At 71.2% G+C, this 25,649-nt stretch carries 23 protein-coding genes and 2 tRNA genes; 14 read left to right on the top strand and 11 right to left on the bottom strand.

Going from position 1 to position 25,649, the window contains the following annotated elements; all coding sequences use genetic code 11:
- Positions 1-39: 39 nt before the first annotated feature.
- The 4 genes from V6D49_RS07410 to V6D49_RS07395 all read left to right on the top strand — a co-directional run bounded on the left by V6D49_RS07410 (position 40) and on the right by V6D49_RS07395 (position 3,233).
- Positions 40-1,158 carry an SDR family oxidoreductase gene (locus tag V6D49_RS07410; protein WP_340558173.1) on the top strand — a complete coding sequence of 373 codons (1,119 nt, stop codon included), beginning with the start codon at positions 40-42 and terminating at the stop codon, positions 1,156-1,158.
- A gap of 89 nt (positions 1,159-1,247) precedes the next feature.
- On the top strand, positions 1,248-1,718 hold the full coding sequence (locus tag V6D49_RS07405; protein WP_340558171.1) for a molybdenum cofactor biosynthesis protein MoaE: 471 nt from the start codon (positions 1,248-1,250) through the stop codon (positions 1,716-1,718).
- Positions 1,719-1,840: 122 nt separating this feature from the next.
- Entirely contained in the window at positions 1,841-2,116 is a 276-nt protein-coding gene (locus V6D49_RS07400) for a hypothetical protein (RefSeq protein WP_340558170.1), read from the top strand.
- A gap of 25 nt (positions 2,117-2,141) precedes the next feature.
- Complete coding sequence (locus V6D49_RS07395; RefSeq protein ID WP_340558168.1) at positions 2,142-3,233, top strand: YlbL family protein; 1,092 nt, start codon at positions 2,142-2,144, stop codon at positions 3,231-3,233.
- Positions 3,234-3,327: 94 nt separating this feature from the next.
- On the opposite strand, the gene V6D49_RS07390 is transcribed toward V6D49_RS07395, so the two are convergent.
- Positions 3,328-3,918 (bottom strand): PPA1309 family protein, encoded by a 591-nt coding sequence (locus V6D49_RS07390; protein WP_340558166.1) that lies wholly within the window; start codon positions 3,916-3,918, stop codon positions 3,328-3,330.
- A 134-nt stretch (positions 3,919-4,052) separates the two neighbouring features.
- Between V6D49_RS07390 and V6D49_RS07385 the strand changes: the two genes are divergently transcribed.
- From V6D49_RS07385 to V6D49_RS07370, 4 genes are all read left to right on the top strand, one after another.
- Positions 4,053-7,052, top strand: a complete 3,000-nt coding sequence (locus V6D49_RS07385; protein ID WP_340563766.1) for a UPF0182 family membrane protein — start codon at positions 4,053-4,055, stop codon at positions 7,050-7,052.
- Positions 7,053-7,116: 64 nt separating this feature from the next.
- Positions 7,117-7,190, top strand: a tRNA-Met gene (locus tag V6D49_RS07380).
- A 329-nt stretch (positions 7,191-7,519) separates the two neighbouring features.
- A complete protein-coding gene (locus V6D49_RS07375; protein WP_340558164.1) occupies positions 7,520-9,142 on the top strand; it encodes a tetratricopeptide repeat protein in 1,623 nt (540 codons plus the stop codon).
- A gap of 70 nt (positions 9,143-9,212) precedes the next feature.
- Positions 9,213-9,286, top strand: a tRNA-Met gene (locus tag V6D49_RS07370).
- A 137-nt stretch (positions 9,287-9,423) separates the two neighbouring features.
- Here V6D49_RS07370 and V6D49_RS07365 read toward each other — a convergent pair.
- A complete protein-coding gene (locus V6D49_RS07365) occupies positions 9,424-9,843 on the bottom strand; it encodes a Fur family transcriptional regulator (RefSeq protein WP_340558162.1) in 420 nt (139 codons plus the stop codon).
- A 157-nt stretch (positions 9,844-10,000) separates the two neighbouring features.
- Here V6D49_RS07365 and V6D49_RS07360 point away from each other — a divergent pair, with 157 nt between their 5' ends.
- On the top strand, positions 10,001-11,467 hold the full coding sequence (locus V6D49_RS07360; protein WP_340558160.1) for a catalase: 1,467 nt from the start codon (positions 10,001-10,003) through the stop codon (positions 11,465-11,467).
- Between the two features lie 144 nt (positions 11,468-11,611).
- On the opposite strand, the gene V6D49_RS07355 is transcribed toward V6D49_RS07360, so the two are convergent.
- Entirely contained in the window at positions 11,612-12,031 is a 420-nt protein-coding gene (locus V6D49_RS07355) for a CBS domain-containing protein (protein WP_340563765.1), read from the bottom strand.
- A gap of 208 nt (positions 12,032-12,239) precedes the next feature.
- A complete protein-coding gene (gene hisN, locus V6D49_RS07350; RefSeq protein WP_340558158.1) occupies positions 12,240-13,058 on the bottom strand; it encodes a histidinol-phosphatase in 819 nt (272 codons plus the stop codon).
- 176 nt (positions 13,059-13,234) lie between these two features.
- Between hisN and V6D49_RS07345 the strand changes: the two genes are divergently transcribed.
- Entirely contained in the window at positions 13,235-13,834 is a 600-nt protein-coding gene (locus tag V6D49_RS07345; protein ID WP_340558157.1) for a TetR/AcrR family transcriptional regulator, read from the top strand.
- 30 nt (positions 13,835-13,864) lie between these two features.
- Here V6D49_RS07345 and rsgA read toward each other — a convergent pair whose 3' ends face one another.
- The 3 genes from rsgA to V6D49_RS07330 form a co-directional block, all read right to left on the bottom strand.
- On the bottom strand, positions 13,865-14,857 hold the full coding sequence (rsgA, locus tag V6D49_RS07340) for a ribosome small subunit-dependent GTPase A (RefSeq protein ID WP_340558156.1): 993 nt from the start codon (positions 14,855-14,857) through the stop codon (positions 13,865-13,867).
- Positions 14,858-14,871: 14 nt separating this feature from the next.
- Positions 14,872-16,185, bottom strand: coding sequence for a 3-phosphoshikimate 1-carboxyvinyltransferase (gene aroA / locus V6D49_RS07335; protein ID WP_340558154.1), 1,314 nt, complete (start codon positions 16,183-16,185; stop codon positions 14,872-14,874).
- Positions 16,186-16,314: 129 nt separating this feature from the next.
- Positions 16,315-17,079 (bottom strand): M50 family metallopeptidase, encoded by a 765-nt coding sequence (locus V6D49_RS07330; RefSeq protein WP_340558152.1) that lies wholly within the window; start codon positions 17,077-17,079, stop codon positions 16,315-16,317.
- A gap of 177 nt (positions 17,080-17,256) precedes the next feature.
- Between V6D49_RS07330 and V6D49_RS07325 the strand changes: the two genes are divergently transcribed.
- The 3 genes from V6D49_RS07325 (at position 17,257) to V6D49_RS07315 (ending at position 20,740) form a co-directional block, all read left to right on the top strand.
- Positions 17,257-19,356, top strand: a complete 2,100-nt coding sequence (locus V6D49_RS07325) for a glycosyltransferase family 4 protein (protein ID WP_340558150.1) — start codon at positions 17,257-17,259, stop codon at positions 19,354-19,356.
- Between the two features lie 237 nt (positions 19,357-19,593).
- Complete coding sequence (locus tag V6D49_RS07320) at positions 19,594-19,872, top strand: hypothetical protein (RefSeq protein ID WP_340558148.1); 279 nt, start codon at positions 19,594-19,596, stop codon at positions 19,870-19,872.
- Positions 19,873-19,882: 10 nt separating this feature from the next.
- Entirely contained in the window at positions 19,883-20,740 is an 858-nt protein-coding gene (locus V6D49_RS07315; RefSeq protein WP_340558146.1) for a hypothetical protein, read from the top strand.
- Here V6D49_RS07315 and V6D49_RS07310 read toward each other — a convergent pair.
- The 4 genes from V6D49_RS07310 to V6D49_RS07295 form a co-directional block, all read right to left on the bottom strand.
- Positions 20,728-21,585, bottom strand: coding sequence for an aldo/keto reductase (locus V6D49_RS07310; RefSeq protein WP_340558144.1), 858 nt, complete (start codon positions 21,583-21,585; stop codon positions 20,728-20,730). The genes V6D49_RS07315 and V6D49_RS07310 overlap by 13 nt on opposite strands.
- Complete coding sequence (locus tag V6D49_RS07305; protein WP_340558142.1) at positions 21,519-22,715, bottom strand: JmjC domain-containing protein; 1,197 nt, start codon at positions 22,713-22,715, stop codon at positions 21,519-21,521. The genes V6D49_RS07310 and V6D49_RS07305 overlap by 67 nt, the downstream gene beginning before the upstream one ends.
- An 88-nt stretch (positions 22,716-22,803) precedes the next feature.
- Entirely contained in the window at positions 22,804-22,971 is a 168-nt protein-coding gene (locus tag V6D49_RS07300; protein ID WP_340558140.1) for a hypothetical protein, read from the bottom strand.
- A gap of 399 nt (positions 22,972-23,370) precedes the next feature.
- Positions 23,371-23,700: an ATP-binding protein gene (locus V6D49_RS07295; protein WP_340563762.1), complete on the bottom strand. Its 330-nt coding sequence runs from the start codon at positions 23,698-23,700 to the stop codon at positions 23,371-23,373.
- Positions 23,701-24,058: 358 nt separating this feature from the next.
- Between V6D49_RS07295 and V6D49_RS07290 the strand changes: the two genes are divergently transcribed.
- Positions 24,059-25,405: a transcriptional regulator gene (locus tag V6D49_RS07290; protein ID WP_445330479.1), complete on the top strand. Its 1,347-nt coding sequence runs from the start codon at positions 24,059-24,061 to the stop codon at positions 25,403-25,405.
- Positions 25,406-25,649: the final 244 nt, after the last annotated feature.

Raw genomic sequence — 25,649 nt, 5'->3', positions numbered from 1 at the left:
CTGCGCACCCGTACCAGAGACAACCACTGGAGCAGCCCGGTGAGTTCCCCCGAACACCACGTTCGCGCAGCGCGAAACGGCGCTGCCGGTCCCGTCGTCGCCGTCACCGGCGCGGCGCACGGGGTCGGCGCGCTGCTCACCGCGCGGCTGGCGGCGTCCCCGGCGGTCAGGCAGGTCGTCGGCCTGGACGAGGAGCGCGGCGAGACGGAGGGCGTGCAGTGGCACACGCTCGACGTCCGTGACCCCGCCCTCGCGGAGCGGCTGCGTTCGGGCGACGACGGCGGCGAGCCGGTCGACGTCGTCGTCCACCTGGCTCTGGACCTCGACCTGGAGTCCGACGGCGAGGCGCGGACCGCCTACAACGTGCGCGGCACGCAGACGGTGCTGACGGCGGCCGCCGCGGCCGGGGTGCGGCGCGTCGTGCTGTGCACGTCCGCCATGGTCTACGGCGCGCTGCCGGACAACGACGTGCCGCTGGCGGAGGACGCCGAGCTGCGCGCCACCGCCGAGGCGACCGGCGTCGGCGACCTGCTGGAGATCGAGCGGCTCGCCGAACGCGCGCCCCGGGCGCACCCGGGCCTGAACGTCACCGTGCTGCGCCCGTCCGTGCTGGTGGGCGGCGTGGACACGGCACTGACCCGATACTTCGAGTCACCGCGCCTGCTCGTGGTCGCCGGGTCCCGGCCGTGCTGGCAGTTCTGCCACGTCGAGGACCTGGTCAGCGCGCTGGAGTACGCCGCGCTGGAGGAGGTGGACGGTGAGCTGGCCGTCGGGTGCGACGGGTGGCTGGAGCAGGAGGAGGTGGAGGAGCTGTCGGGCATCCGGCGGATGGAGCTGCCGTCGGCGGTCGCGCTCGGCGCCGCCTCCCGGCTGCACCGTCTCGGCCTGACGCCCTCACCCGCCGGCGACCTGGCCTACACCATGTACCCCTGGGTCGTGAGCGGCTCCCGGCTGCACGACGCGGGATGGCGTCCGAAGTGGACCAACGAGGAGGTGCTGGCCGCGCTCCTGGACGAGGTCGAGGGTCGGCACACGCTCGCCGGGCGCAGGCTCGGCCGTAAGGACGCCGCGACGACACTGGGGGCCGCCGGTGCGACCGTCGCGCTGGTCGGCACGGCGGCGCTGGTCCGTCGGGCCCGCAGGCGCCGCGGCCGCTGACGCCGGCGTCCACCGACGCACGCGGGTCCGTCCGCCCGGCACGTGGAAGGACGTTTCCGAAACCACGCCGGGTACGGCAGCATGAGTCCATGGCAGACACGCACGACACAGCCCAGCACCCCGGCGAACAGGGCGCCGCCGACCCGATCCGGCTGCTCGCCGTCCGGGAGACACCGCTTTCGCTGGACGAGGTCTTCGCAGCCGTGGGGGACAGCGCGGCGGGCGGCACGGCCCTCTTCGTGGGCACCGTGCGCGACCACGACGGGGGCAGCGACGTCGACCGCCTCGGCTACTCCGCCCACCCGACCGTGGAGGCCGAGATGCGGCGGATCGCCGAACGCGTCACCGCCGAGTTCCCCGTTCGGGCGCTGGCCGCCGTCCACCGGGTGGGTGACCTCCGGGTGGGTGACCTGGCCGTGGTCGTCGCCGTCTCCTGCCCGCACCGGGGTGAGGCGTTCAGCGCCTGCCGCAAGCTCATCGACGACCTCAAGCACGAGGTGCCGATCTGGAAGCACCAGGTCTTCGCCGACGGCACCGACGAATGGGTCGGCGCGGGCTGACGCCGAGTGGGACACACGTCCGGTTGCACGCCGGGAAAGTGCCCCCAAGAGTGGGAATCTCCGCATTGTCCGTCCGCGTGCCGCCGTCCCGTCGGGGCCGGCGGCGGGACCGGGAGGTTCGCATGGCGTCGCTGGTCTGGCTCCTCATACCCTTGGCGGGGGCGATATACGCGGCCTTCTGGGCCTCCTGGGCCGCTCGGCAGTCCGCTGAGAAGGGGTCCGGTGACGCCGCCGGGGTCGCCGGTTACGACGCGTTCCGCAGCGTGATGGAGCGGTCCGCCGCTGATCGTCACCGCCGCTTCCACCCGGCCGGGGGCCGCGCTCCCGAGCCCGCCCCCACCGGCCCGCACGGCCCTGCGGAGCCCGCCCCGGACGGCCCGTCCCGAGCGGCCGAGTGACCGGCCGGTCCCGTAGTGTCGGGGCATGTCTCGCCGTCACGCCACGATCCTCGCCTCCACGCTGCTCCTCATAGCGATGCTCTGCGCGGTGGCCCTGGTGCGGGTGCCCTACTCCGAACTCTCCCCCGGGCCGACCGTCAACACGCTCGGCGAGTACGGCGGCGAGCCGGTGCTCAGCATCGACGGCCGGGAGTCCTACGACACCGCCGGGAACCTCAACATGACGACGGTCCGCGTGACCGGCGCGGACTACGAGATGACCCTCGGCGAGGCCCTCTACAGCTGGATCTCGGACGACGCCGCCGTCGTTCCGCACGAGTCCCTCTACCCCGACGGCACGACGGCCGAGCAGGCCGAGCAGGAGAACGCCGAGGAGTTCTCCCGGTCGCAGGAGTCCGCCAAGGTCGCAGCCCTGCGTGAGCTCGGTATCCCGGTCACCGAGCGGACCGTGGTCAGGGCCGTGGTCAAGGACGGCCCGGCGGAGGGCACGCTGCGCGCCGGTGACGTCATCAAGGCCGTGGACGGTTCCCCGGTGACGGAGCCGACGGAGGTCGCCGAGCTGGTCACCGAGCACGAGCCCGGCGAGGACGTCGTCTTCACCGTCGTCCCCGTGAAGGCCGCCACGGCCGCCGAGGAGGCCGGCGAGGACCCGGCGGAGGCGAAGACGCGCGAGGTCACCATCACCACGACGGCGGCCCAGGACGACCGCGCCATCGTGGGCATCCAGGCGGGGACGGCGCACACGTTCCCGTTCGAGATCGACATCCGGCTCGCGGACGTCGGCGGCCCCAGCGCCGGGCTGATGTTCGCCCTCGGGATCACGGACAAGCTGACCGAGGAGGACCTGACCGGCGGCACCTTCGTCGCCGGTACGGGAACCATCACGCCCGACGGGGAGGTGGGGCCGATCGGCGGCGTGACGATGAAGACCCTCGCCGCGCGCGCCGCCGGAGCCCGTTACTTCCTCACCCCCGAGGCCAACTGCCCCACGGCCGCCAAGGCCCGCCCGGACGGCCTGACGCTGGTCAAGGTCGCCACCATGGACGACGCCCTGGAGGCGCTGGAGGACATCCGCGCGGACGACACCGAGACGCTCCCGGTGTGCGCCACGGGTTGACCCCGCGCCGCCGCCCGGGGTCGGGGGCGGGCGTCGGCGCCCACCGGCCCGGGACCGGGCGCGGCGGGCGGCCGGAACCGGCGGCGCGGCGGGGTCAGCCCGTGAACGTCGCCGTCAGCGCCTCGGCGAGTCCGGGAACGAGGTTCGAGCCCGTCAGCACCTCGGTCGCGGCGTCCTTCTCCCGTAGCCGCAGGGCGGCCTCCCGCTCACCGTCCCGCAGGACGGCCACCGTCATCCGCACCTCCTGGCGTTCCGGGTGCCGGGCGACCCACGCCGCCAGCTGCTCGTCGTCCAGGTCGGTGGGGACGGAGCCCTCGGCCGTCGGCGGAAGCATCAGCCGTTCGACGGTCAGGGCGCAGCCCGTGACCGCGTCCGGCCAGGCGATGGTGCCGAGGAACTCGTCCAGCGGCAGCCCGTCCGGCAGTTCGTCCTGCTCGATGGGGGTGAGTCCGGTGGTCGGTCGGCCCGCGTCGGGGCCGGGGTCGGTGTCGGCGTCCGGGCCGGCGAGCCCGAGGCGTTCCGCCAGCTCCGGCTCATCGGCCTGGAGCTGCGCGGTGTCGACGAGGGCGAAGAGGCGGGCGGGCTGGTCCCAGCCGAGACCGGAGGCGTACTCGTCGATTTCCAGCACGGCGCGGGTCAGCGGTGACGCGGCCAGGGGGGTTCCGTCCAGGGGAAGGTTGCTCATGCCCATATCGTGCCTTCTGATGCCCCGGGAACGGGAACCGAGTAAAGCTTCGTTAAGTTGACCAGAGTGAGCCCTGCCGTTACGGGGCCGCATCATCCATCGCGATCTTCGAGGTGCGCACCTTGGCTTTCCAGATGCCGGACCGGGGCTCAGGGGGCCCCACCGGGCCACGGATCAGAGTCGGCCAGCCATCCCGGCGCGCCAAGACGCTGCTGGTGACAGCAGGCGTACTGGCCGTGCTGGCCATGCTTTTCGTCATGTTCGCCGGGTTCTGGACCGACTGGCTGTGGTATCGGTCCCTGGACTACACGACGGTCTTCACCACCACGTTGTGGACGAAGATCGGCCTGTTCGCCGTCTTCGGCGTCGTCATGGGCCTCGCGGTCGGGCTGAACATCTGGCTCGCGCACCGGCTGCGTCCGCCGCTGAGTGCGATGTCGCTGGAGCAGCAGAGCCTGGACCGCTACCGGATGGCCGTCGCGCCGTTCAAGAAGTGGATACTGATCGGCGTCACCGCTCTGGTGGCCCTCATCGCCGGGGCCTCGGCCTCAGGCCAGTGGCGCACCTGGCTCATGTGGGTGAACGGCACCTCGTTCGGTGAGCAGGACGCGCAGTTCGGCAAGGACATCTCGTTCTTCGCCTTCGACCTGCCGTTCTACCGGTTCCTGCTGAGCTTCGGCTTCGCCGTGGTCGTCCTGTCGCTGATCGCCGCGGCACTCGTGCACTACCTCTACGGCGGCCTCCGCCTGACGACGCCCGGCGCACGGGCCACGACGCAGGCGACGGGCCACCTGTCGGTGCTGCTCGGCCTCTTCGTCGCGCTGAAGGCCGTGGCCTACTGGCTGGACCGCTACGGGCTCGCGGTGAAGTCCAGCGACATCCGGGGCACCGACGACTGGACGGGGCTGCGCTACACCGACGCGAACGCCTACCTTCCGGCCAAGACGATCCTCTTCTTCATCGCCGGGATCTGCGCGCTGCTGTTCTTCGCCGCCCTGTGGCGCCGCACGTGGCAGCTGCCGATGATCGGCCTGGGGCTGCTGGTCCTGTCCGCCATCCTGATCGGCGGGCTCTACCCGGCGATCGTCGAGCGCTTCCAGGTCCAGCCGAACCAGCAGGCCAAGGAGACGCCGTACATCCAGAAGAACATGGAGGCCACGCGCCAGGCGTACGGCATCGACGGCGTCGAGTACCGGGACTACGAGGGTCAGTCCCAGGAGGAGGCCGAGGCCGACGAGGGCGAGACGCAGGAGAACAACCAGCGGGAGCGGGACGCGGTGAGTGACACCGCCAGCATCCGCCTGCTGGACCCGAACGTCGTCTCCCCGGCCTTCCGCCAGTCGCAGCAGGTGCGCGGCTACTACACCTTCCCCGAGAACCTCGACGTGGACCGCTACGAAGGGCCGAACGGCGAGGAGCAGGACACGGTCGTCGGCCTCCGCGAGATCAACATCGCCGGAGTCCCCGAGGGCAACTGGATCAACAACCACTTCAAGTACACCCACGGCTACGGGGTCGTCGCGGCCAAGGGCACCGAGGTGGACTACGAGGAGGGCGGTGGCACCCCGGTCTTCACCGAGAGCGACCTGCCTCCCCAGGGCCAGCTCCCCGACTACCAGCCGCGTGTCTACTACGGCGAGAAGACGACGATGTACTCCATCGTCGGCGGGCCGCAGCAGGAGCTGGACTACGTCGCCGACGACCAGGAGAAGCTGTACACCTACGAGGGCAAGAGCGGCGTCGACATCTCCGGGACGTTCAACCGGGCGGCGTACGCCATGGCCTTCGGTGAGCCGAAGATCCTGTACTCCGGTGCCATCGGCGACGGTTCGCGCATCCTCTACAACCGCACGCCCAAGGAGCGGGTCGAGGCGGTCGCCCCGTGGCTGACGATCGACGGTGACCCGTACCCGGCCGTGGTCGACGGGAAGATCCAGTGGATCGTCGACGCCTACACGACGTCGAACGGCTACCCGTACTCCTCCCGCACGACCCTGGGGGACACCACGCAGGACGCGCTGACCGACGGCCAGCGCACGGTGCTCGCCCAGCAGGACCAGGTCAACTACATCCGCAACTCGGTCAAGGCCACCGTGGACGCCTACAGCGGTGAGGTGAAGCTGTACGAGTGGGACACCAAGGACCCGGTGCTGAAGACGTGGATGAAGGCGTTCCCCGGCACGGTCGAGCCGCGATCGGAGATCAGTGACGACCTGCTGGACCACCTGCGCTACCCGCAGGACCTGTTCAAGGTCCAGCGCGAGCTGCTGACGCGGTACCACGTGGAGAGCGCCAGCCAGTTCTACAGCGGCAGCGAGCGCTGGCAGATCCCGACGGACACGACGCGGGACAACGAGCCCGTACCGCCGTACTACCTCAGCATGAAGATGCCCGGCCAGGACGAGAAGAGCTTCTCGCTGACCACCACCTTCAATCCCAACAACAGGGAGACGCTGGGCGCCTTCATGGCGGTGGAGTCCGACGCCGAGACGGACGACTACGGCACGATCCGCGTCCTCAAGGTGCCCACCTCCGTGGAGGTGTCGGGGCCGCAGCAGGTGCAGAGCCGGTTCAACTCCGATCCGGAGATCGCCGAGTCCATCAACATCCTCGAAAGAGGTGACTCGGAGGTCGAGTACGGCAACCTGCTGACGATCCCCATGGACGAGGGCATGCTCTACGTCGAGCCGCTGTACGTCCGCGGTGCGGACACCAACTACCCGCGCATGCGCAAGGTGCTGGCCGCCTACGGAGGCGAGATCGCCTACGAGAACACCTTGTCCGACGCGCTCAACGAGGTCTTCGCGGTCAGCGGCGAGGGCGAGCCGCCGGAGGAACAGCGGCCGGAGCAGCCGGAGGAGGAGCAGCCGGAGGAGGAGCAGCCGGAGGAGGAGCCCTCCGAGCCGTCGGAGCCCACTGACCCGACGGCACTGGCCGAGGCACTGCAGGACGCCCAGGACGCGTACGAAGCCGGAGAGCAGGCCCTCCAGGAGGGTGACTGGGAGGCGTACGGTCGCGCCCAGGAGGATCTCCAGGACGCCCTGCAGCGGGCTGAGGACGCCCGGGGCAGCGGGGAGGAAGCCGGTGGCGGCGGGGAGGAAGCCGGCGGCGGAGACGACGCCGGAGAGGCGTGACGGAGGGCACGCGGCCGCGCTGAAGGGGCCGCCCCGCGCCGTGGTAGTGTGGTCTACACAACGGCGCGGGGTGGAGCAGCTCGGTAGCTCGCTGGGCTCATAACCCAGAGGTCGCAGGTTCAAATCCTGTCCCCGCTACTGCACGGAAGGGCCCGGAGTCATCGACTCCGGGCCCTTCCGCTGTTTCGAGTCAACGAGGAACGTCAACTCTTCCTCGCACGAGGGAGTTTGAGCTCTCGTCATATCGGGAAGTCGACAAAACGCCGAAGCGACCTCTCGGGTTGCGGCATACCAGATGTACCCGGGCGGCAGGTGGTGCGACGATGGACGTTATGGGGGAGATGACAAGGCTTGATCGCGCAGCGTGCCGGGATGCCCGTTACGTCGCGGAGGTCGATGACGCCCGGGACGTCCTCACCGTCGCATCCGTCGCAGCCGCTGAATCGACGTCTTCGCCGGTCCACGGCGTGCCGGCGCTGAGCGCGCTCGGCGCGGATCTGCTGCGGCGGGGGGAGCTCGACGAGGCCGAGCCGCACCTGCGTGCCGCCGCCGCCGCAGGGGACCGGGCGGCCGTGAACAACCTGGGCGTCCTGCTGCACCAGCGCGGTCGCACCGAGGACGCCGCCGCGTGCTGGCGTACCGCGGCCGTGGCCGGATCCGCCGCCGCCGCCCACGCACTGGGCAGGTATCACCGCGAGTGCGGTGACGAGTCCGCCGCGTGCTACTGGCTGAGGCAGTCGGCCGAGGCCGGGCACACGCTGGGCGCCTATGCCCTGGCCGAACTGCTCGACCACCGTGGTGAGGACGGCGCCGAGGCCTGGTTCAGGGCCGCCGCCGAGGGCGGTCACCGCGAGGCCGCCCACCGGGTGGGACTGCACCTGCTGACCGCCTCCGAGGGGGGTGCGCAGACGGCCGAGCCGTGGTTCCGGCAGGCCGCCTCGCGGGGGCACAGCGGCGCCGCGCTGCGCCTCGGTGTACTCCTGGAGGAGCGGGGGGACACCCGGGAGGCGGGGCGCTGGTACCTGATCGCCGCCGGTGAGGGGGAGCCCGGCGCGGCGTGCGCGCTCGGCTTCCTGCTGCGCGACGCGGGCAACGAGGAGGCCGCTGAGGAGTGGTGGCGCCGCGCGGCCCGGGAGGGTGACGGCAACGCGGCCAACGCTCTCGGCGCTCTCCACGCCGAACGGGGCCAGCGGCCGGAGGCGGAGCGGTGGTACGTGGCGGCCCTGGACGCCGGTGACATCAACGGCGCCTTCAACCTCGGCCTGCTCTGCGCGGGCCAGGGCCGGGAGGCGCAGGCCGAGCAGTGGTACCGCAAGGCCGCCTACGCCGGGCACACCGAGGCGGCCAACGCCCTGGCCGTCCTCCTCCTCCAGCGAGGCGACACCGACGGTGCGGAGCCGTGGTTCTCCAAGGCCGCCGAGGGCGGCAGCGTGGACGCCGCCTTCAACCTGGGCATCCTGCACTCCGGTCGCGGCGCGCTGGACGAGGCCATGCGCTGGTACCGGCAGGCGGCCGAGGTGGGGCACGCGGAGGCCGCGCTGCAGGTCGGCGGCTCGCTCCTGCGGGAGGGCGACGAGAACGCGGCCGAGCACGTGCTGCGCCGTGCGGCGGAGGGCGGCAGCGTGGAGGGGGCGTTCCGGCTGGCCTCGCTCCTGGAGCACCGCAGCGCCGGCAGGCCGCCGCAGGACGGCGTGCCGGAGTACGAGCGCTGGTACGCGGAGGCCGCCGGGGCCGGTCACCGCCGTGCGCAGGTGCGGGTCGGCATGTGCGCGGCCGCACGGGGCGACGTGGTGGCCGCAGCGCACTGGTACCGCGCGGCGGCCGAGGAGGGCAGCTCCAGCGGCGCCTTCAACCTGGGGCTGCTGCTGGCGCGCGAGGGCGCTGAGCCCGAGGCGGCGTTGTGGTGGGCCCGTGCCGCGGAGGCCGGTCACGGCCGCGCGGCGCTGCGGCTGGCGCTGCTCGCGGCCCGGCGCAACGAGCTGGCCGAAAGCCGGCGCTGGTGCGCCCGCGCCGTCGAGCTGGGCCCGGCCGCCGTGGCGGAACGCGCTGCCCGGCTCAGCGACGCTCTGCACTCCGAGCTGTCCGCATGACGCCGACCCCCTGCCGTTGTATCGATTTGCGCTGGTCGTCGCCCCAAGGCTAGAGTGAGGATCACAACGACGCGGGGTGGAGCAGCTCGGTAGCTCGCTGGGCTCATAACCCAGAGGTCGCAGGTTCAAATCCTGTCCCCGCTACTGAAAAGCCGGTGGCCCGGAACCGAGAGGTTCCGGGCCACCGGCTTTTGTGTGTCACCGGGGGGGACGCGGGGCGGTGTCACTCGGTGGCACACAAGACCGGTGCTCCGACACCGGGACAAAGGCGAAGAGGTGCGTTACGCGGCGGCCGCGCAGGTGGGGCACACGCCCCGGTAGATCACGGACGCCTCGGAGATGCTGAACCCGTAGCGCTCGCTCTCGGGGAGGGAGCCCAACGGATCGGACGCCGGGTGGACGTCCCGAATGGTGCCGCAGCGGGAGCACACCAGGTGCTGGTGGGTGTGGTGGGCGTTCGGGTCGTAACGCTTGGCCCGCCCGTCCGTGCTGACCTCGATCACCTCGCCGAGCGTCACGAGCTCGCTCAAGGTGTTGTAGACGGTCGCGCGAGCGATCTCGGGGAGCTTCTCGGCGGCGCGCGCGTGCACCTCGTCGGCGGTGTAGTGCACGTGGTCACCGTCGAGGACCTCGGCGACGACGCGCCGTTGCGCGGTGAGCCGCCAGCCGCGGTCGCGCAGTCGGTCCAGAAGGTCACTCATTGATCCCACCCATCGTTCAGGTGGAGCCAGCTTAACAGTGGCTCCCGCCTGGCCGGACACTGTACGGGTTTCATATGCATCTTGACTTGGACTGAGTCCAATGTAGGCTCGGCGTCGGCGACAGCCAAGGGACAGGACAGACGCAGGAGGCGTGAGAGTGACTGCTCAGAGCGAGACGACCGGTCCGCTGACCACGGAGGCCGGTGCTCCCGTCGCGGACAACCAGAACAGCCAGACGGCGGGCGTCGGCGGTCCCGTCCTGGTGCAGGACCAGCTCCTCCTGGAGAAGCTCGCCCACTTCAACCGCGAGCGGATCCCGGAGCGGATCGTGCACGCGCGGGGCGCCGGTGCCTACGGCACCTTCACGGTGACCGCCGACGTGACCCCCTACACCCGGGCGAAGTTCCTCTCCGAGATCGGCAAGGAGACCGAGGTCTTCCTGCGCTTCTCGACGGTGGCCGGGAACCTCGGTGCGCCCGACGCCGTCCGCGACCCGCGCGGTTTCGCGCTGAAGTTCTACACCGAGGAGGGCAACTACGACCTCGTCGGCAACAACACCCCGGTGTTCTTCATCAAGGACGCCATCAAGTTCCCCGACTTCATCCACACCCAGAAGCGCGACCCGTACACGGGTTCGCAGGAGGCGGACAACGTCTGGGACTTCTGGGGCCTGTCGCCCGAGTCCACGCACCAGGTGACCTGGCTCTTCGGTGACCGGGGCATCCCGGCCACCTACCGTCACATGGACGGCTTCGGCTCCCACACCTTCCAGTGGACCAACGACGCCGGCGAGGTCTTCTGGGTCAAGTACCACTTCAAGACCGACCAGGGCATCGAGTGCCTGACGCAGGAGGAGGCCGACGTCCTCGCGGGCAAGGACCCGGACAGCCACCAGCGTGACCTGCGGGAGTCGATCGAGCGCGGCGACTACCCGAGCTGGACGGTCTCCGTCCAGATCATGCCGGCGGCCGAGGCGGCCTCCTACCGCTTCAACCCGTTCGACCTGACGAAGGTGTGGCCGCACGCCGACTACCCGTGCGTCGAGATCGGCAGGCTGGAGCTCAACCGCAACCCGGAGAACATCTTCGCCGAGGTCGAGCAGTCGATCTTCTCCCCGCATCACTTCGTGCCCGGCATCGGCCCCTCGCCGGACAAGATGCTCCAGGGCCGCCTCTTCGCCTACGGCGACGCGCACCGCTACCGCGTCGGCATCAACGCCGACCACCTGCCGGTCAACCGCCCGAGGGCCGGCGAGGCCCGCACCCACGGGCGCGACGGCGTCATGTACGACGGCCGGCACGGCCGGGCGAAGAACTACGAGCCGAACAGTTTCGGCGGCCCCTTCGAGACCGGCCGCCCGCTGTGGGAGCCGCTGCCCGTCTCCGGGGCCACCGGCGAGCACGAGGCGCCGCGGCACGCCGAGGACGACGACTTCGTCCAGGCGGGCAACCTCTACCGGCTGATGTCGGAGGACGAGAAGGAGCGCCTGATCAACAACCTGGCGGGCTTCATCGCCAAGGTCTCGCGCGACGACATCGCGCAGCGCGCCATCGAGAACTTCCGCCGGGCCGACGCGGACTACGGCAAGCGCCTGGAGGCGGCCGTCGGGGCGCTGCGTGGCTGACGTGCCACGTCACTGACCGCGGCGAGCGGTCGCTCGCCGCGGTCCAGGCCCTGCGCGGCGGGTCACCGCTCGCCGCCCGGGCCGGAGGGGCCGGACCCGCCAGTCAGCGCGGTGTTCCGGCCCCTCCGGTGCGTCCGGCCGTCCTCACACCGGGACGGCGCCGGGCCGGGACGGGTCCGGAACGGCGTCTCTCGCCGTGGTCCAGCAGCGGACGATGTCGCGGACGGAGACGATGCCGACCGGTTCTCGGTCGTCGAGCACGATCAGATGGCGGAAGCCGCCGCGGGTCATCGCTCCTGCGGCCTCCTCCAGCGTCCAGTCCGGTGAGGCGAACACCACGGCGGTCGTGGTGTGGGCGTGCGCGGTCTCCCGGTCGGGGTCCTGGCCGCAGCCCACGGAGTTGAGGACGTCGCGCTCGGTCAGGATGCCGAGCCCGCTGGTGTCGGTGTCGAACACCACCGCTGCGCCCACCCGGCGCCCCGCCATCAGGCAGGCCGCCTGGCGCAGGGTGTGGGTGGGCCCGATGGTGAGGACCAGGGTCGTCATGGCGTCGCGGACGAGGATGGGCATGGTCGTCGTGCCACCTCCTTGGCGGAGCCGGGAGCCGTCCTGGCGTCACGAGAACGGATTCACAAGCTCACAAGCGGGTGAGTGTTCATAGTCACACGCTCCCCGGCGCCCAACAAGACCGCGTGCGGGCCCGTCTGACGCCCGTTCCGCCGCCCCGGCGTCCGTTCCCCACCCCCGGGCCGACCGACGGTTCGGCCGCGGATCAACCGACGGTTCGGCCGCCGTTGCGGCCACCGAGGTAGTCCAGCATCTCCTGGTGAAGGAGGCCGTTGGAGGCCGCCGCGTCACCGCTGTGCGGGCCGGGACGGCCGTCGAGCCCGGTGAACGTGCCCCCCGCCTCCTGCACGATGATCGCGTTCGCGGCCATGTCCCACAGGGACAGCTCGGGCTCGGCACACAGGTCCACCGACCCCTCGGCGACCATCATGTACGGCCAGAAGTCGCCGTAGGCCCGGGTGCGCCACACGGTGCGGGTCAGGTCGAGGAACCCGCCGAGCCGCCCGCGCTCCTCCCAGCCGGAGAGCGAGGAGTAGGCGAACGAGGCGTCCCGCAGCCGGGCCACCCGGGAGACCTGCATCCGCGAGGCCGACGAGAGGCTGCGGCCGGTGTACGCCCCGCTGCCGAGCGCCGCCCACCAGCGGCGGTGCAGCGCCGGGGCGGACACGACGCCCACGACCGGCCGGTCGCCTCCCTCGCCGCGTTCCATCAGCGCGATGAGCGTGGCCCACACCGGCACACCCCGCACGTAGTTCTTCGTGCCGTCGATCGGGTCGATGACCCACCGCCGGGGGCCGGAGCCCTCGGTGCCGAACTCCTCGCCGAGCACGGCGTCCCGGGGCCTGGCCCGCTGCAGTGAGGAGCGCACCAGCTCCTCGGCCGCCTTGTCGGCCTCGCTGACCGGGGTCATGTCCGGTTTGGTCTCGACCTTGAGGTCCAGCGCCTTGAACCGCTCCATGGTGGCGGCGTCGGCGGCGTCGGCCAGGACGTGGGCGAGACGCAGATCATCGTGATAGTCCGGCATGATCGAACAGTATCCAGTGGGCGGTGGCCCGGCCACATGGGCCGTCCGTCCGGGCGCGTGCCCGTGTCGCGAGGGGGAGGACGGCGAACGGACCTCTTCCTTCCGATGTCTTGACTTGCCCCGGCCCCGCGTTGATCCTGTGCCGCACATCCGACGCGCCGCCAGGGGAGGGGAGCATGCCGAGCGCACGTGAGTCCTTGCTGATCGCCGCCCAGTCGGCCCTCGCGGCGCAGCCCTGGGCGACCGTGCGCATGGTCGAGGTCGCGGCGGCGGCCGGCGTCTCCCGGCAGACCCTCTACAACGAGTTCCGCACCAAGGAGGGCCTCGGCGCCGCCCTCGTGGCCCGCCAGGTCGACGGCTTCGTGGCGGGCGCCGCCGACGCCGTCACCGCCGCCCGGCGCAGCGGTGGTGACCCGGCCGTGTGCTGCGCCGCCGCCGCCGTGTGGATCCTGTGCCGGGCGCGGGAGGAACCGCTGGTACGCGCCGCGCTCACCGGCTTCTGGAACTCGCGGCTGCCCCTCCCGGAGGTGCCTCCCTCGCAGGTCGTCGAGCGGCTGTGCGCCGGAACCCTCGACGCCTTGTCCGGCAGCGGTGAGGCCGAGCTGCGCCGGGCCTGCGAGACCGGGCTGCGGCTCGCCCTGTCCTATGTCGTCGCGCCTCCGTCGGAGCCGGAGGCGCCGGCCCGGGTGGCCGCCGTCGTGTCGGCGCTGCTGGCGGGCGCCCCGGCCGGTGCGGACCGGCGGGTGCCCCCGCAGGCCGCGCCGAGCCCGCCGTGACCGGAGCAGGGACGGGCGCCGGAACGGGCGTCAGTCACCCTCGTGGTGTTCCCGGGCGGCCAACAGCCGACGCAGCGAGTACAACCGGGCCGGCTCCGCGTGGCCTGCGGTCACCCAGGCGTCCAGCGCGCAGTCGGGCTCGTCGTGGCTGCAGGCGCGCGGGCATTCCGCGGTGCCCGGTTCCAGGTCGGGGAAGGCGTGGATGACGCGGGACGGGTCCACGTGGTGCAGCCCGAAGGACCGCACGCCCGGGGTGTCGATGACCCAGCCCTCGTCGTCCGGCAGCGGCAGCGCCAGCGCGGACGTCGTCGTGTGGCGACCGCGTCCGGTGACCGCGTTGACGTGGCCGGTGGCCCTGCTGCGGTCCGGTACGAGCGCGTTGACCAGGGTCGTTTTGCCGACGCCCGAGTGGCCCACGAACACCGTCACCCGGCCGCCCAGCAGGTGCCGCACCGCCGCGACGGGCTCGTCGTGCCGGGCCGCCACCGCGCGCACCCCCAGGGGGGCGTAGGCGGCCAGCAGCTCCTCGGCGGGCGCGAGGTCGGCCTTGGTGAGGACGAGCAGCGGGTCGAGCCCGGCGTCGAAGGCCGCCACCAGGCAGCGGTCGATCAGCCGGGGGCGCGGCTCGGGGTCGGCGAGCGCCGTGACGATGGCCAGCTGGTCGGCGTTGGCGACGATGACGCGCTCGTAGGGGTCGTCGTCGTCGGCCGTGCGGCGCAGCACGGACGACCTCGGCTCCACCCGCACGATGCGCGCGAGCGTGTCCTTCTCCCCGGAGAGGTCCCCGACCACGGCGACCCGGTCGCCGACGACGACGCCCTTGCGGCCCAGCTCGCGGGCCTTCATCGCGGTGACCGTGCGACCGTCGACGAGCGTGGTGACGCGGCCCCGGTCCACGGTGAGGACGAAGCCCTCGGCCGCGTCCTCGTGCTTGGGCCGCAGGCGGGTCCGGGGCCGGCTGCCCCGGCGTCCGGGGCGGACCCGGATGTCGTCCTCGTCGGTGTGCTTGCCGTAGCGGCGCATGCCGGACGCCGTCCTCAGCCGGGCAGGCCGAGCATGGACCGCCACATGCCGGGGAAGTCCGGCAGGGTCTTGGCCGTCGTGGCCACGTTCTCCACCTCCACGCCCGGGACGACCAGCCCGAGCAGCGCGCCCGCCGTGGCCAGCCGGTGGTCGTCGTAGGTGTGGAAGACGCCGCCCCGCAGCGGGCGCGGGCGGATGCGCAGGCCGTCGGCGGTCTCGGTGACGTCGCCGCCGAGGCCGTTGATCTCCTTGGTCAGCGCGGCCAGCCGGTCCGTCTCGTGCAGCCGCAGGTGGGCGACGCCGCGCAGCACGGACTCCGAGTCCGCGAGGGCCGCCACGGCGGCGATGCCGGGCGTCAGCTCGCCCACGTCGGACAGGTCGACGTCGATGCCGTGGATCGCGCCGGAGCCGGTGAGCGTCAGCCCGCGCTCGTCGAGCTCGCAGCGTCCGCCCATCGTGGTGAAGATGTCGCGCAGGGCGTCACCCGGCTGGGTGGTCTGCGTGGGCCAGTCCGGGACGGTGACCCGGCCGCCGGTCACCAGGGCGGCGGCCAGGAAGGGCTGGGCGTTGGACAGGTCGGGCTCGACGACCAGGTCACGGCCGAGCAGCGCGCCGGGCGTCACCCGCCACACGCCCGCCTCTCCGCCGGCCTCCGGGGTGTCGACCTGCGCTCCGGCCGCCCGCAGCATGTCCACCGTCATGCGGATGTGCGGCATCGACGGCAGCGTCTCGCCCGTGTGCCGCACCTCGACACCCTGGTTGAACCGGGGGCCGGAAAGCAGGAGGGCGCTCACGAACTGGCTGGAGGACGAGGCGTCGATCGCCACCGGACCGCCGGTCAGTGAGCCGCCGCCGTGGACGGTGAGCGGCAGGGCGCCCCGACCGTCGTCGTCGATCCGGGCGCCGAGGGTGCGCAGCGCGTCGATGACGCCGTGCAGCGGCCGTTCGTGCGAGCGCGGGTCGCCGTCGAAGTGGACGGGGCCGTCGGCCAGCGCGGCCACCGGCGGCAGGAAGCGCATGACGGTGCCCGCGTTCCCGACGTCGACGGTGGCCGGGCCGTGCAGGCCCGCCGGGATGATGCGCCACGCCTCGCCGGTGCCGTCGGGGCCGACGCCCTCCTCGATGCCGACGCCCATCGTGCGCAGGGCCTCGGCCATCAGCACGGTGTCCCGGGAGCGCAGCGGCCGCCTGATCCATCCCGGGTCGGCGGCGAGCGAGGCCAGTACCAGTGCGCGGTTGGTCACCGACTTGGAGCCGGGCACGGTGACGTTCGCGTCGACGGGACCGGACGCGGACGGCGCAGGCCAGAGTGCAGCGGTGGCGGTCATGGGCCTCACTCTAGTCCGTGCGCCACGGCGTCGGCCGTGGGCGCGTGCCCGCACCCGCACGACGTCGCACGGAGGCCGGCCTCGGGCTTGTACGACGTGCGGCTCCGGGACGCCCCCGGGACGCACGTCCTACAGCCCGAGCAGCCAGCTGCCGCCGCCGACCAGGGAGCACAGCGCGACGGCGTGGAAGAAGAGCAGCCAGCCCAGCGGCGGCACGTTGGTCAGCCGGGCCAGCTGGTCGGCGTCGCTGTCGGGAGCACCGGCCGCGCCGGCGGCACCGGAAGCACCGGGTACCACCGGCACGCGTCCCCGGTCCCGCCGCCGTCTCGCCTGGAGCTCGAACACCGGACGTGCGCCGCCCAGGAGGAGGAACCACACCACGGCGTAGGCGAACAGGGCCTGCACCTCGCCCGGGGTCAGCCAGGAGACGAGGATGAACACCGACCCCGTCGCGACGACGCTGAGGACGCCGTAGGTGTTCCGGACCATCACCAGCAGGGCCAGGAGCAGCGCGGTCGTCCCCCACAGCAGTGCCGTGATGCGCCCCGACTGCAGGAGCCACGCCCCGCCGAGCCCGAGCAGGGGCGGCGCCGTGTAGCCGGCCGCGGCCGTGAGGACCATGCCGAGGCCCGTGGGCTTCCCCCGCGACACGGTGAGCCCCGAGGTGTCCGAGTGCAGACGTATGCCCTGGAGTTGACGTCCCGTCAACAGTGCCATCAACGCGTGGCCGCCCTCATGGGCGATCGTGACGGCGTTGCGGGCGAACCGCCACGACCCGCGTATCCCCACGACGGCCAGCGCGACCAGACCTGTGGCGATGACCAGCCACACCGCCGGAGCCTGCTGGATACCGGTGACCCGGTCCCACATCTCGGTGACGTCGTCGATGCCCATGGGTTTCCTCTCCCGCTCCCGCCGTCGCCCCACCTTGCCACGTCACCCGTGGGCGGTCGGCCTCGAAGAAAGATCCGGGCGGTGTCCTCAGCAACCTTCGGCGCCCCCGGGCGTAGCACTCCTTGCGGTAGCAGTCCGGACCGGCCACGGGCAGGCCGGAGAACAGGAGAGTGCCAGGTGAAGATCGCCTTCCTCCTTTACAACGCCTACGGGATCGGCGGAACGATCCGCTCCACGGTGAACCTCGGCGGTGCGCTGGCCGTCGCCGGCCACGACGTCGAGATCGTCTCCGTCCACCGCACCCGCGACGCGTTGCGGCTCGGCCTCGCCCCCGGCGTGCGGGTCCGTTCGCTCATCGAGTGCCGCCGGGGCGCCCCCGGCCACGACGGCGACCACCCCCACGCCGCCGAGCCCACCGCGCTGTGGGAGGACAGCGGCGTCAGCAACGGTCCGCTCGCCCCCACCCGGCTGACGGACGAACGCGTCGCCGCCTACCTGCGGGCGACCGACGCCGACGCCGTCATCGGCACCAGACCCGTCCTCAACGGCTACCTCGACCGCTACGGGACGTCGCGCTACCTGCGCGTCGGGCAGGAGCACCTCACCCACGACTTCCACAACCCGCAGCTGCGGGAGGACCAGAAGACCGCCGTCGCCGGGCTCGACGCGTTCGTCACCGTCTCCGAGACCGACGCCGCCCGCTACCGCGCGGTGCTGCCGGGCGTGCGCACCCGCATCCTGTCCATCCCCAACGCGGTGCCCGCCGTCCCGGTGGCCCCTTCCGACGGCGGCTCTCGCACCGTTGTCGCGGCGGGCCGGCTCATCCCGGTCAAGCGCTACGACCGGCTCGTGCGGGCCTTCGCCAAGGTGGCGGCCGACCGTCCCGACTGGAGCCTGCGGCTGTACGGGCGGGGCGCCGGGGCCGAGGGCCTGCGGGCACTCGTGACCGACCTGGGCCTCTACAACCAGGTGCGGCTCATGGGCGCGGTCACGCCGATCGAGACGGAGTGGGCCAAGGGCGCCATCGCCGCCGTCTCCTCCGACGCGGAGTCCTTCGGCATGACGATCGTCGAGGCCATGCGCTGCGGCGTGCCCGTCGTCTCCACCGACTGCCCCTTCGGGCCCCGGGAGATCATCACGCACGGACGGGACGGCCTCCTGGTCCCACCGGCCGGCGGGGAGGACGCGTTCGCCGGGGCCCTCCTGCGGCTCATCGACGACGCCGACGAGCGGCGCGCCCTGGGCGCCGCCGCCCGCGTCACCGCCCGCGCCTACGACCCCGACCGCATCGCCGAGCGCTACGTGCGGCTCTTGACGGAGCTCCGGCCGGTCCACCGGCGCGCGGCCGACGGCCTGCTGCGGGCCGCCGCCACCGTGCGCCGCCGACTGTGCCGCACCCCGCCCGAGCCGCCACCGACGGGCGCTGCGCCCGCCCCGCGGGCCCGCGCCGCCGCCACCCGCGACGGGGGCGTCGTCGTCCGGCTCGACCCGGCGGGACTGCCGCCCGAGCCGCTGGACCTCGTCCTGCGCCGACGCGCGGACTCGGCGGACTCAGCGGGTCAGCAGCTCGTCCTGCCGCTGCCGCCTCACGCGGCCACGGTCGACGGCCGGGTCGAGGTCGTCGTCGAGCGGGCCGCCCACACGCTCGCCGAAGGCCGCTGGGACCTCTACGTGGCGCAGCGCGGCAATCGCCGGGTCCGCCGGGTGCGGGCGGAGCTGGTCGAGACGGCCGCCCTGGTCACCCTCGCGCCCCGGGCGACGGAGGCCGGCGTCGCCGCGTGGGTGCCCTACACCACCGCGCACGGCAACCTGAGCGTGCGGGCGTGGCTGCGTCCGACCCACGCCGAGGTGGAACAGGTCGTCGTGGGGGAGGCGTCGACGGCCGTCACCGCCCGCCTGATCGGCGCCGAGCCGGGGCCGGACGCCGTCCTGCTCGCCGCCTCCCGGCTCGGCGCCGCGCACGACTTCACCGTGCCCGCGCAGCCGCTGGGCGGGGCCCGGTTCGCCGCCACGCTGCCCCACGGGGAGGCGCTGGCCCGGCGCGGCGCGGCGCACGACCTGTGGGACCTGCGCCTGCTGCCCGCGCCCGGCGCCGCCCCCGCACCGCTCGGCCGCATCGGCGGCGACTCCGCCGACCGCCGCAGGACCGACGTCTACCCCGCCGTCGAGCTGCCGCACCCGCAGCGCGGCACGACCCGGGTGCGCCCGTACATCACCTTCCGCAACGAACTGGCCCTCAGCGCCCGCACCGTCACCCCACCCCCCGAGACCACCTGACCCACCCGCCCGCACAGCCCCTCCGCCGACCCCGTCCGTCGGAGTGCCGTGGCAGGCTTGCACGCATGTGCGGTAGTTCCTGAACTGTCGCGCTGTTAATAATTCTTGCTCGACAGCAAACACTCAGGTCAAGTGCCAGAGCCCCGGGCCGCTCCGAGGCTCTGGCCGTACCCGTGGTGACTCATCGCTGACTCCCGGGCATCAGGCCCCACCTGGTCGAGCCCGTCCGTACTGTCGGTGGAGCCCGCTGACCTTCCCAACCGCTTCGGCACCTTCACCAGCGCCCAGTCGCCCTGCGTCGACATGATCATCGACTACCTAGCGCGCAACGGCACCATTGACGTTGGGGCTCTGCACGAGTCCCCCTTCGGATCGCTCGCCCCTCGCAATACGGAGGAGTTGTTCGAGAAGGCGGAGATCGATCAGATCGCCGCAGTCATCCGGGGGTCCGCGCTACTGCGGTCCCGAGCAGGGTGCCGCATGAACGGCCTCTCGGTGAGCAACCCGCGCAGCTAGGGTTGTCGCTATGACGCTCTCGGTACCTTCGGCGCGTGCCGTCGACTTGCGGGTTGAACCGGTTGACGACGTTCTCGATCGAGTGGAGCGGTCCCTTCAGGTCCTCTTGGACCTGGACACCGTTGTCCGTAAGCGGCGATCCGTCGGTGCTCGGACGGACCGTGATACGTGGGTGCGTATCGAGAGGCGGGGGCTCGACAAGATCGGCGTTCAGGGCTGGAACGGTGCCGAGTGCGCCGCGCATCTGGAGGGGATCGCCCAGCCGGTATGGCAGGGCTGTGTTGTCTGGCGGGACGCGGTCGAGCCGGTGATGTGGCGGGCTGACGAGACCGAGCTCTTGCCGGGGGCGCCCATCGGCACTGCGGTGTTGAGCGAGACCCCGAAGCTGACAGATGAGTGGTGGGAGGCGGCCAATGCTTCGCTGGACGCGCTCGCGGCGCAGGTCACGAGGCGAGTCGCTACGCCGGACACCGTCACCATCACTCAGGCCGTCGTCACCGAGTCAATCCGCAGCGCGTTCTCTGACGACTTCGACACCACCGCTGAATGCTGGGTGCCGGCCCATGCCGATCTGAACTGGGCCAACATGACGGCGCCTACGTTCAGTCTCTTCGATTGGGAGGACTGGGGGAACGCACCGCGAGGGCTGGACTCCGCCTCACTGTGGGGAAGCTCCCTTGCTGTCCCGGCTCTTGCGGACCGCGTCCGGCAGGAGCGGCGTCGCGATTTCGGGAGCCGGGACGGCAAGCTGATGACACTGTTCGTGTGCTCGAAGATTCTCGGGCCGGATGCTCACCCGGAGGACCCTCGGTTGGACCCCGCGCGCCGTATGGCGGAGCGCGTCGTCGCGGAGCTTCAGGCCGGCTGAGCGCGTACCCGGTCCCGTAGAAGGTGTCGGTACTCGTCGATCGCCTGCTCATCGACTTCCTCGGTCAAGGCGTCGATCAGTTGGCTCAGGTGGGCGGGTTCATCGGTGCCCACGGCAACCGTGCCCACCTGCGGGAGGTGGTAGGCGGCGCGGAAGGCCGCCTGCACGCGTGTGAGGTCACTGCCGTCTCGCAGGAAGACGCGAGGGTCGATCCTGTCCCACACGGAGGAGTTCGTGGACCCTCCGAAGGGGCTCATGCCCCACTTCGTTCTGACGTCCACGCCCCACGCCGCCGACAGCGCGTCTGCGGCTTCAAGCGTTCTGATGCCGACCAACAGGCCGACGCGGACCATGAGCACGGACGGTTTCGGCATGGTCGCGTCGACGACTTCCGGTAGCGGTGACGGGTCCCAGGATGCGACGCCCCAGGCACCGCACAGCCCGTTCAGTGTGGCGTCGTCGAGGGCAGTGCACGCCTGAGCCAGGGCGTCCCGGTTGTGAGAGGGGCTCTCTTGAAGGGAGTGCTCCGGGTTGTGTAGGAACACCACATCCGGCTCTCGTCCGAGGTCCCGGACCGTCTGTTCCACGGCCCGGTGCAGCCGAAGGGGGTCGAGAGAGTGTTCCGCTCCGTTCGGCGTCGGGAAGTAGCCGACCTTCGTCGAGACCGTGAACTTCGGCAGGAGGTCACCGGCCATCCGCGCCAAGGTGCGATGTGAGTGGAAGCCGAGGTAGTTGGTGCTGGTGTCGATCGCCGTGACGCCGAGGTCGAGCGCTCCGGTCAGCAGACGGCGTTCGTGACGAGACCGGTGTAGCCCGAGGACAACTCGGGGGTCAGGGCCGCGCATATCTCCTCCTTCACCAGGATGTCGGCGACCTCCACCACGTCGGCGCCGACGACGGTCGCCGCCTGCGCCAGTGGGACCGGCTTGCCGCTCAGGAGCAGGCGTAGCGACGGCAGGGCCTTGGCTGCGAACGTGAGCTTCTTCCCCGAGGCCAACACCTCGACCGTGTCCTGGTTCTCTCGGAGCTGTGGAGGGAAGTGGGTCGTGCACACTGTGGCGTCGAGCTGGCCGAAGATCTCCAGGAAAGGGACGTGCCTGGGAAGCGGCATCGCCTGTTCGTAGGCGGCCAGGAAGTCAGCGGGGGGCCTCTCGTCGATCAACCGGGTGGCCGCGGTGCGGAGGGCCTGAGTGCCGGCCCCGTCCCAGCGGTCCAAGTCGTGCCGGAAAATCTCGTGCTCGCGGCACCAGTCGCCCAGCCACGCGAGCCAGTTCGCGCCCGTGCGCTTGGTGATCCCGAACGTGACGTGAAGGCTGCTCCCCGATCCGCGGCCGTTGCGTGTCGCCTGGTGCCAGTGCCCTCGGGGGATGTGCATCACGTCGCCGGGCTTCATGGCCCCGGCCCAGATGATCTCCTCGCTCGGGGTGTTGTTGGGGTCGGCGTCGCGGTACATGGGCACGGCCCGAGAGGTTCCGCGTACCTCCCACTCCTTCTCGCCGGCGAGCTGGACGACGACGACATCGTGGTCGTCCCAGTGCAGCGGGAAGCCGGACGCTTCGTTCGTCGTCAGGTAGGCGTTGACCTGTACGCGTTCGTGCGTCCACCACTGCAACGCCCGGCAGGCGACTTCCATGGTCGGGTCGAAGACGTTGGCCTGGTCGAGAATGACCGTGGCTCCTTCGCGCAGGAGCCGGGCCAGGCTGTGCATGTTGACCATGGGGATGCTCTGGCCACGTGGGCTGATGCTGTCGGTGAAGTAGATGGCCGGGTGTACCTCTTCGCTCTCGCGGAAGACCCGGAACTGCGGTCGGTTCAGGCTCCTGCGCATGGCGATGTCGAGCATGCGGTTCGGGGTCAGGACGCGGGAGATCAGTTCCGGGTGCTCCATGCTTCCCCGCGCGAAGTCCTTGCCGAGAGCCTCCGCACCGCTCCATCCAAGCGCCGTCTCGATGGCGCCGACCAACCGGTGTTCCATCACTGCCTCCTCATGAGAGTTCGACCAGGTGAATCAGGCGGAGCGGGGGCCCAGCGCAGCGGATCGCCCGGACCCCCGCCGTCTGCCGCTACTCGCCGTCGTGCAGGTTGCCGTCACCGCCCGGCCACGGCGAGTCGCCGGAGCTCCCGGCGTTGTCGGACCGGAGGCTGTCGTACCGGTCGTGGACGGCGGTCAGCTCTTCCACGGCCACCAGAAGGCCGCTGCGGGCCGTTGACGGCGTCTCGCTTTCTGCCACCTTGTGCTCCTTCCTCTTCGGTTCTCCCACTGGGGATCCAGCGGGAAGTCCTGCGTGCGCTCGGTTCGCCTCAGCGCGCCTGGCGCGACGCCGGTGCGCACAGGCCGGCGCGGTCTCTGCGTGTGTTGACTTCAAGGACTCGTTGGTCCAGCTCGTACAGGCACCCGCGACAGGAGTAGAGGGCCGCGTGAATGCCGCTGGAGCGGACCGGGCCGATCCACGTGACCTCGACGTCCGCACGGCCACACCAGAGCCAGCACCCGCCCGGTTCCCAGTTGTGGCGATCCCACAGGGCGTGTGCGGTGACCTCGCCCGTGGCTGGGTCGATGTCCCGACGCGTCGGCCGGAACACGACATCGGGGTCGGGAAGCGGCGACGGACGTAAAGGATGCCCCGCCATCAAGAGACCGCCAGGGTGAGCGACTCGGGGACGGCTCTGACACGAGGGCTCTGCCGGGCAGAGAAGAGCCGGCGCAGGACGGCGGCTCGCATGGTCGGCGTCGGCTTCGGGAGCGCGATCGACGCCCACACCCGCTTGCCGCCTTCGCAGGGTTCCCAGCCGGATCGGGTCGCGAAGAACTCGACAAGTGCGAGCCCGCGCCCGGTCTCCTCTCTCTCGTCTGAGCAACTTGCCTGGGGGCCGGTGGGGTTGCTGTCGGTGACGTCGATGACCAAGTTGCCCCGGTGGTGGCAGAGGGCAACGATGACAGGGCCCTCCCCGTGCACGATGGCGTTGGTGATGAGTTCGGAGGCGACCAGCCGGATAGCTTCGGCCGTTTCGTCGTCGAGAGAGTTGCCCTACGCTCGGACCTTTTCGACGACCTTGCGGCGGGCATGGGCAACCTCCTTCTTCGTAGCCGTGAGAACAAAGCGAGTGACGAGCGTGGGCATGACGGATGCCTCCGAAGAGCTGGAAAGCGGCGCCTTCCCCCAGGAGACGCAGGGAAGGCGCCGCCGATCTGGGTGACCATCCCGGCGACCGGCTTGGCTCACAACTAGCCAACTCCATTGGGGAGTTGCGCGGTACCGTGCTCAGGGGTGTCGAAGGGTGTCGATTCCGTCGCCCAAGGTCACGGGAGGGCTGTGTATGACGAACGACCAGCTTGAGAGGTGGCTCGACCGCTCAGGGCTTAGCCGTGGCGAGTTGGCACGACGCGTGAAAGCCAAGGCTCTGCTGTGGAACGAGCCTCATGTCGCCACCAACACGACGCGTGTGCGCTTCTGGCTGGAGGGCCAGATTCCGCGTCAGCCGTTACCCGACATCATCGCGGCGGTCTTCTCCGATCACTTCGGATATCGACTCACGACGTACGATCTCGGACTGGGTGAAGGCGGCGGCACGGAACGGGCACTCGTGTACAACTCTTCGTACGCGGCTACCGTGGAGGTAGTCGCAGATCTCGGGAGAGCTGACGTGGATCGACGTAACTTCCTTGCATGTGCACCGTTCGCGGCCCTCGCCGGTGTGGGTCCATCACGCGACTGGCTGATGAACGTCCTGGACCAGAAGCCGAAGACCGGTCCCCGGGTCCGTCTCGAAGACGTAACCGCGGTGAAGAACATGTTCGGCGAGTTCCAGAAGATGGACGTGCTCCAGGGCGGCGGCCACGGTCGCCTCATCCTCGCCGAGTACATGAGCCATCACGTCTACCCGCTCCTTCGCCGCGCTCACAGCGACGACGTGCGACGAGCGCTGTGCGAGGCCGCTGCTGAACAGACCTACCTGCTCGGATGGATGGCCTACGACAACGGCGAACAGGGCCTGGCTCAGAGGTACCTGATCCAATCCCTGCGTCTCGCCGAGGAATCCGGTGATGCAGCCCTCGGCGCACACGTGCTGGCCGGCATGGCGGACCAGGCCACGCTCCTCGGCGACCCGGCAGAAGGACGACGCCTGGCCCAGGCCGGGCGCCTCGGACTGGCCCAGGTCGACTCGCCAGCCTGCTTGGCGGACCTCTGGTGCCTGGAGGCGCGAGCCCTCGCACTGCTCAACGACAAGACCGCCGCAGCCCACGCAGTGGTCGAGTCCGAGAAGGCGTACGAGAAGGCCCGACCGACGAACGAGCCGGAGTGGGCCGCATTCATCGACTCGGCCTACCTGCACGGGGAGCACGCCAACACCTTCCGGGACCTCGGCGACGCGCACTCCGCGGATGAGCATGCGCGGAAGTCCATCGTCCACGCCCGGCGCCAGAAGCGGGCTCGGCGCGGAGCCATGTCCCAAGCCGCGCTCGCTGTATCACATTTGCAGCGAAACGACTTGGAGGCAGCTCACGCGGCCGGTGTTCGCACTCTTAACCTCACCAAGCAGGTCAAGTCATCGCGTGCTGTCGAAGCCGTGCGTGACCTTCAGGTGCGCATGACCCCCTTCGGCAGCCATCGGCTGGTCGCAGACTTCAACGAGCGGGTTCGGGAGCTCACCGCCGCCGCATAGCAAGGAACGCAGGTACTCGAACCACGGGAGCAAGGCGTGCTCCGGCCCCACCGGCACTCTGACGACCACCTCTGATGGCTTTGTGCGCTTCCGCATTATGGTGAAGACTTTGTGGCACGACTGGTCGCCTCACCACCTACGTCACTGGTCGGTCTCAATCGCGCTCCACAGGGGTCTGCCAGGCCTGGGTGGCTGCAGGAGGCTCGCGCACAAGAGATCAGGGAATGCCGACCGGGTGGCGTGG

Source organism: Streptomyces sp. GSL17-111, from assembly GCF_037911585.1.
In the GTDB taxonomy this organism is placed as follows: Bacteria; Actinomycetota; Actinomycetes; order Streptomycetales; family Streptomycetaceae; genus Streptomyces.
This window is presented reverse-complemented; position numbering and strand designations above follow the sequence as displayed.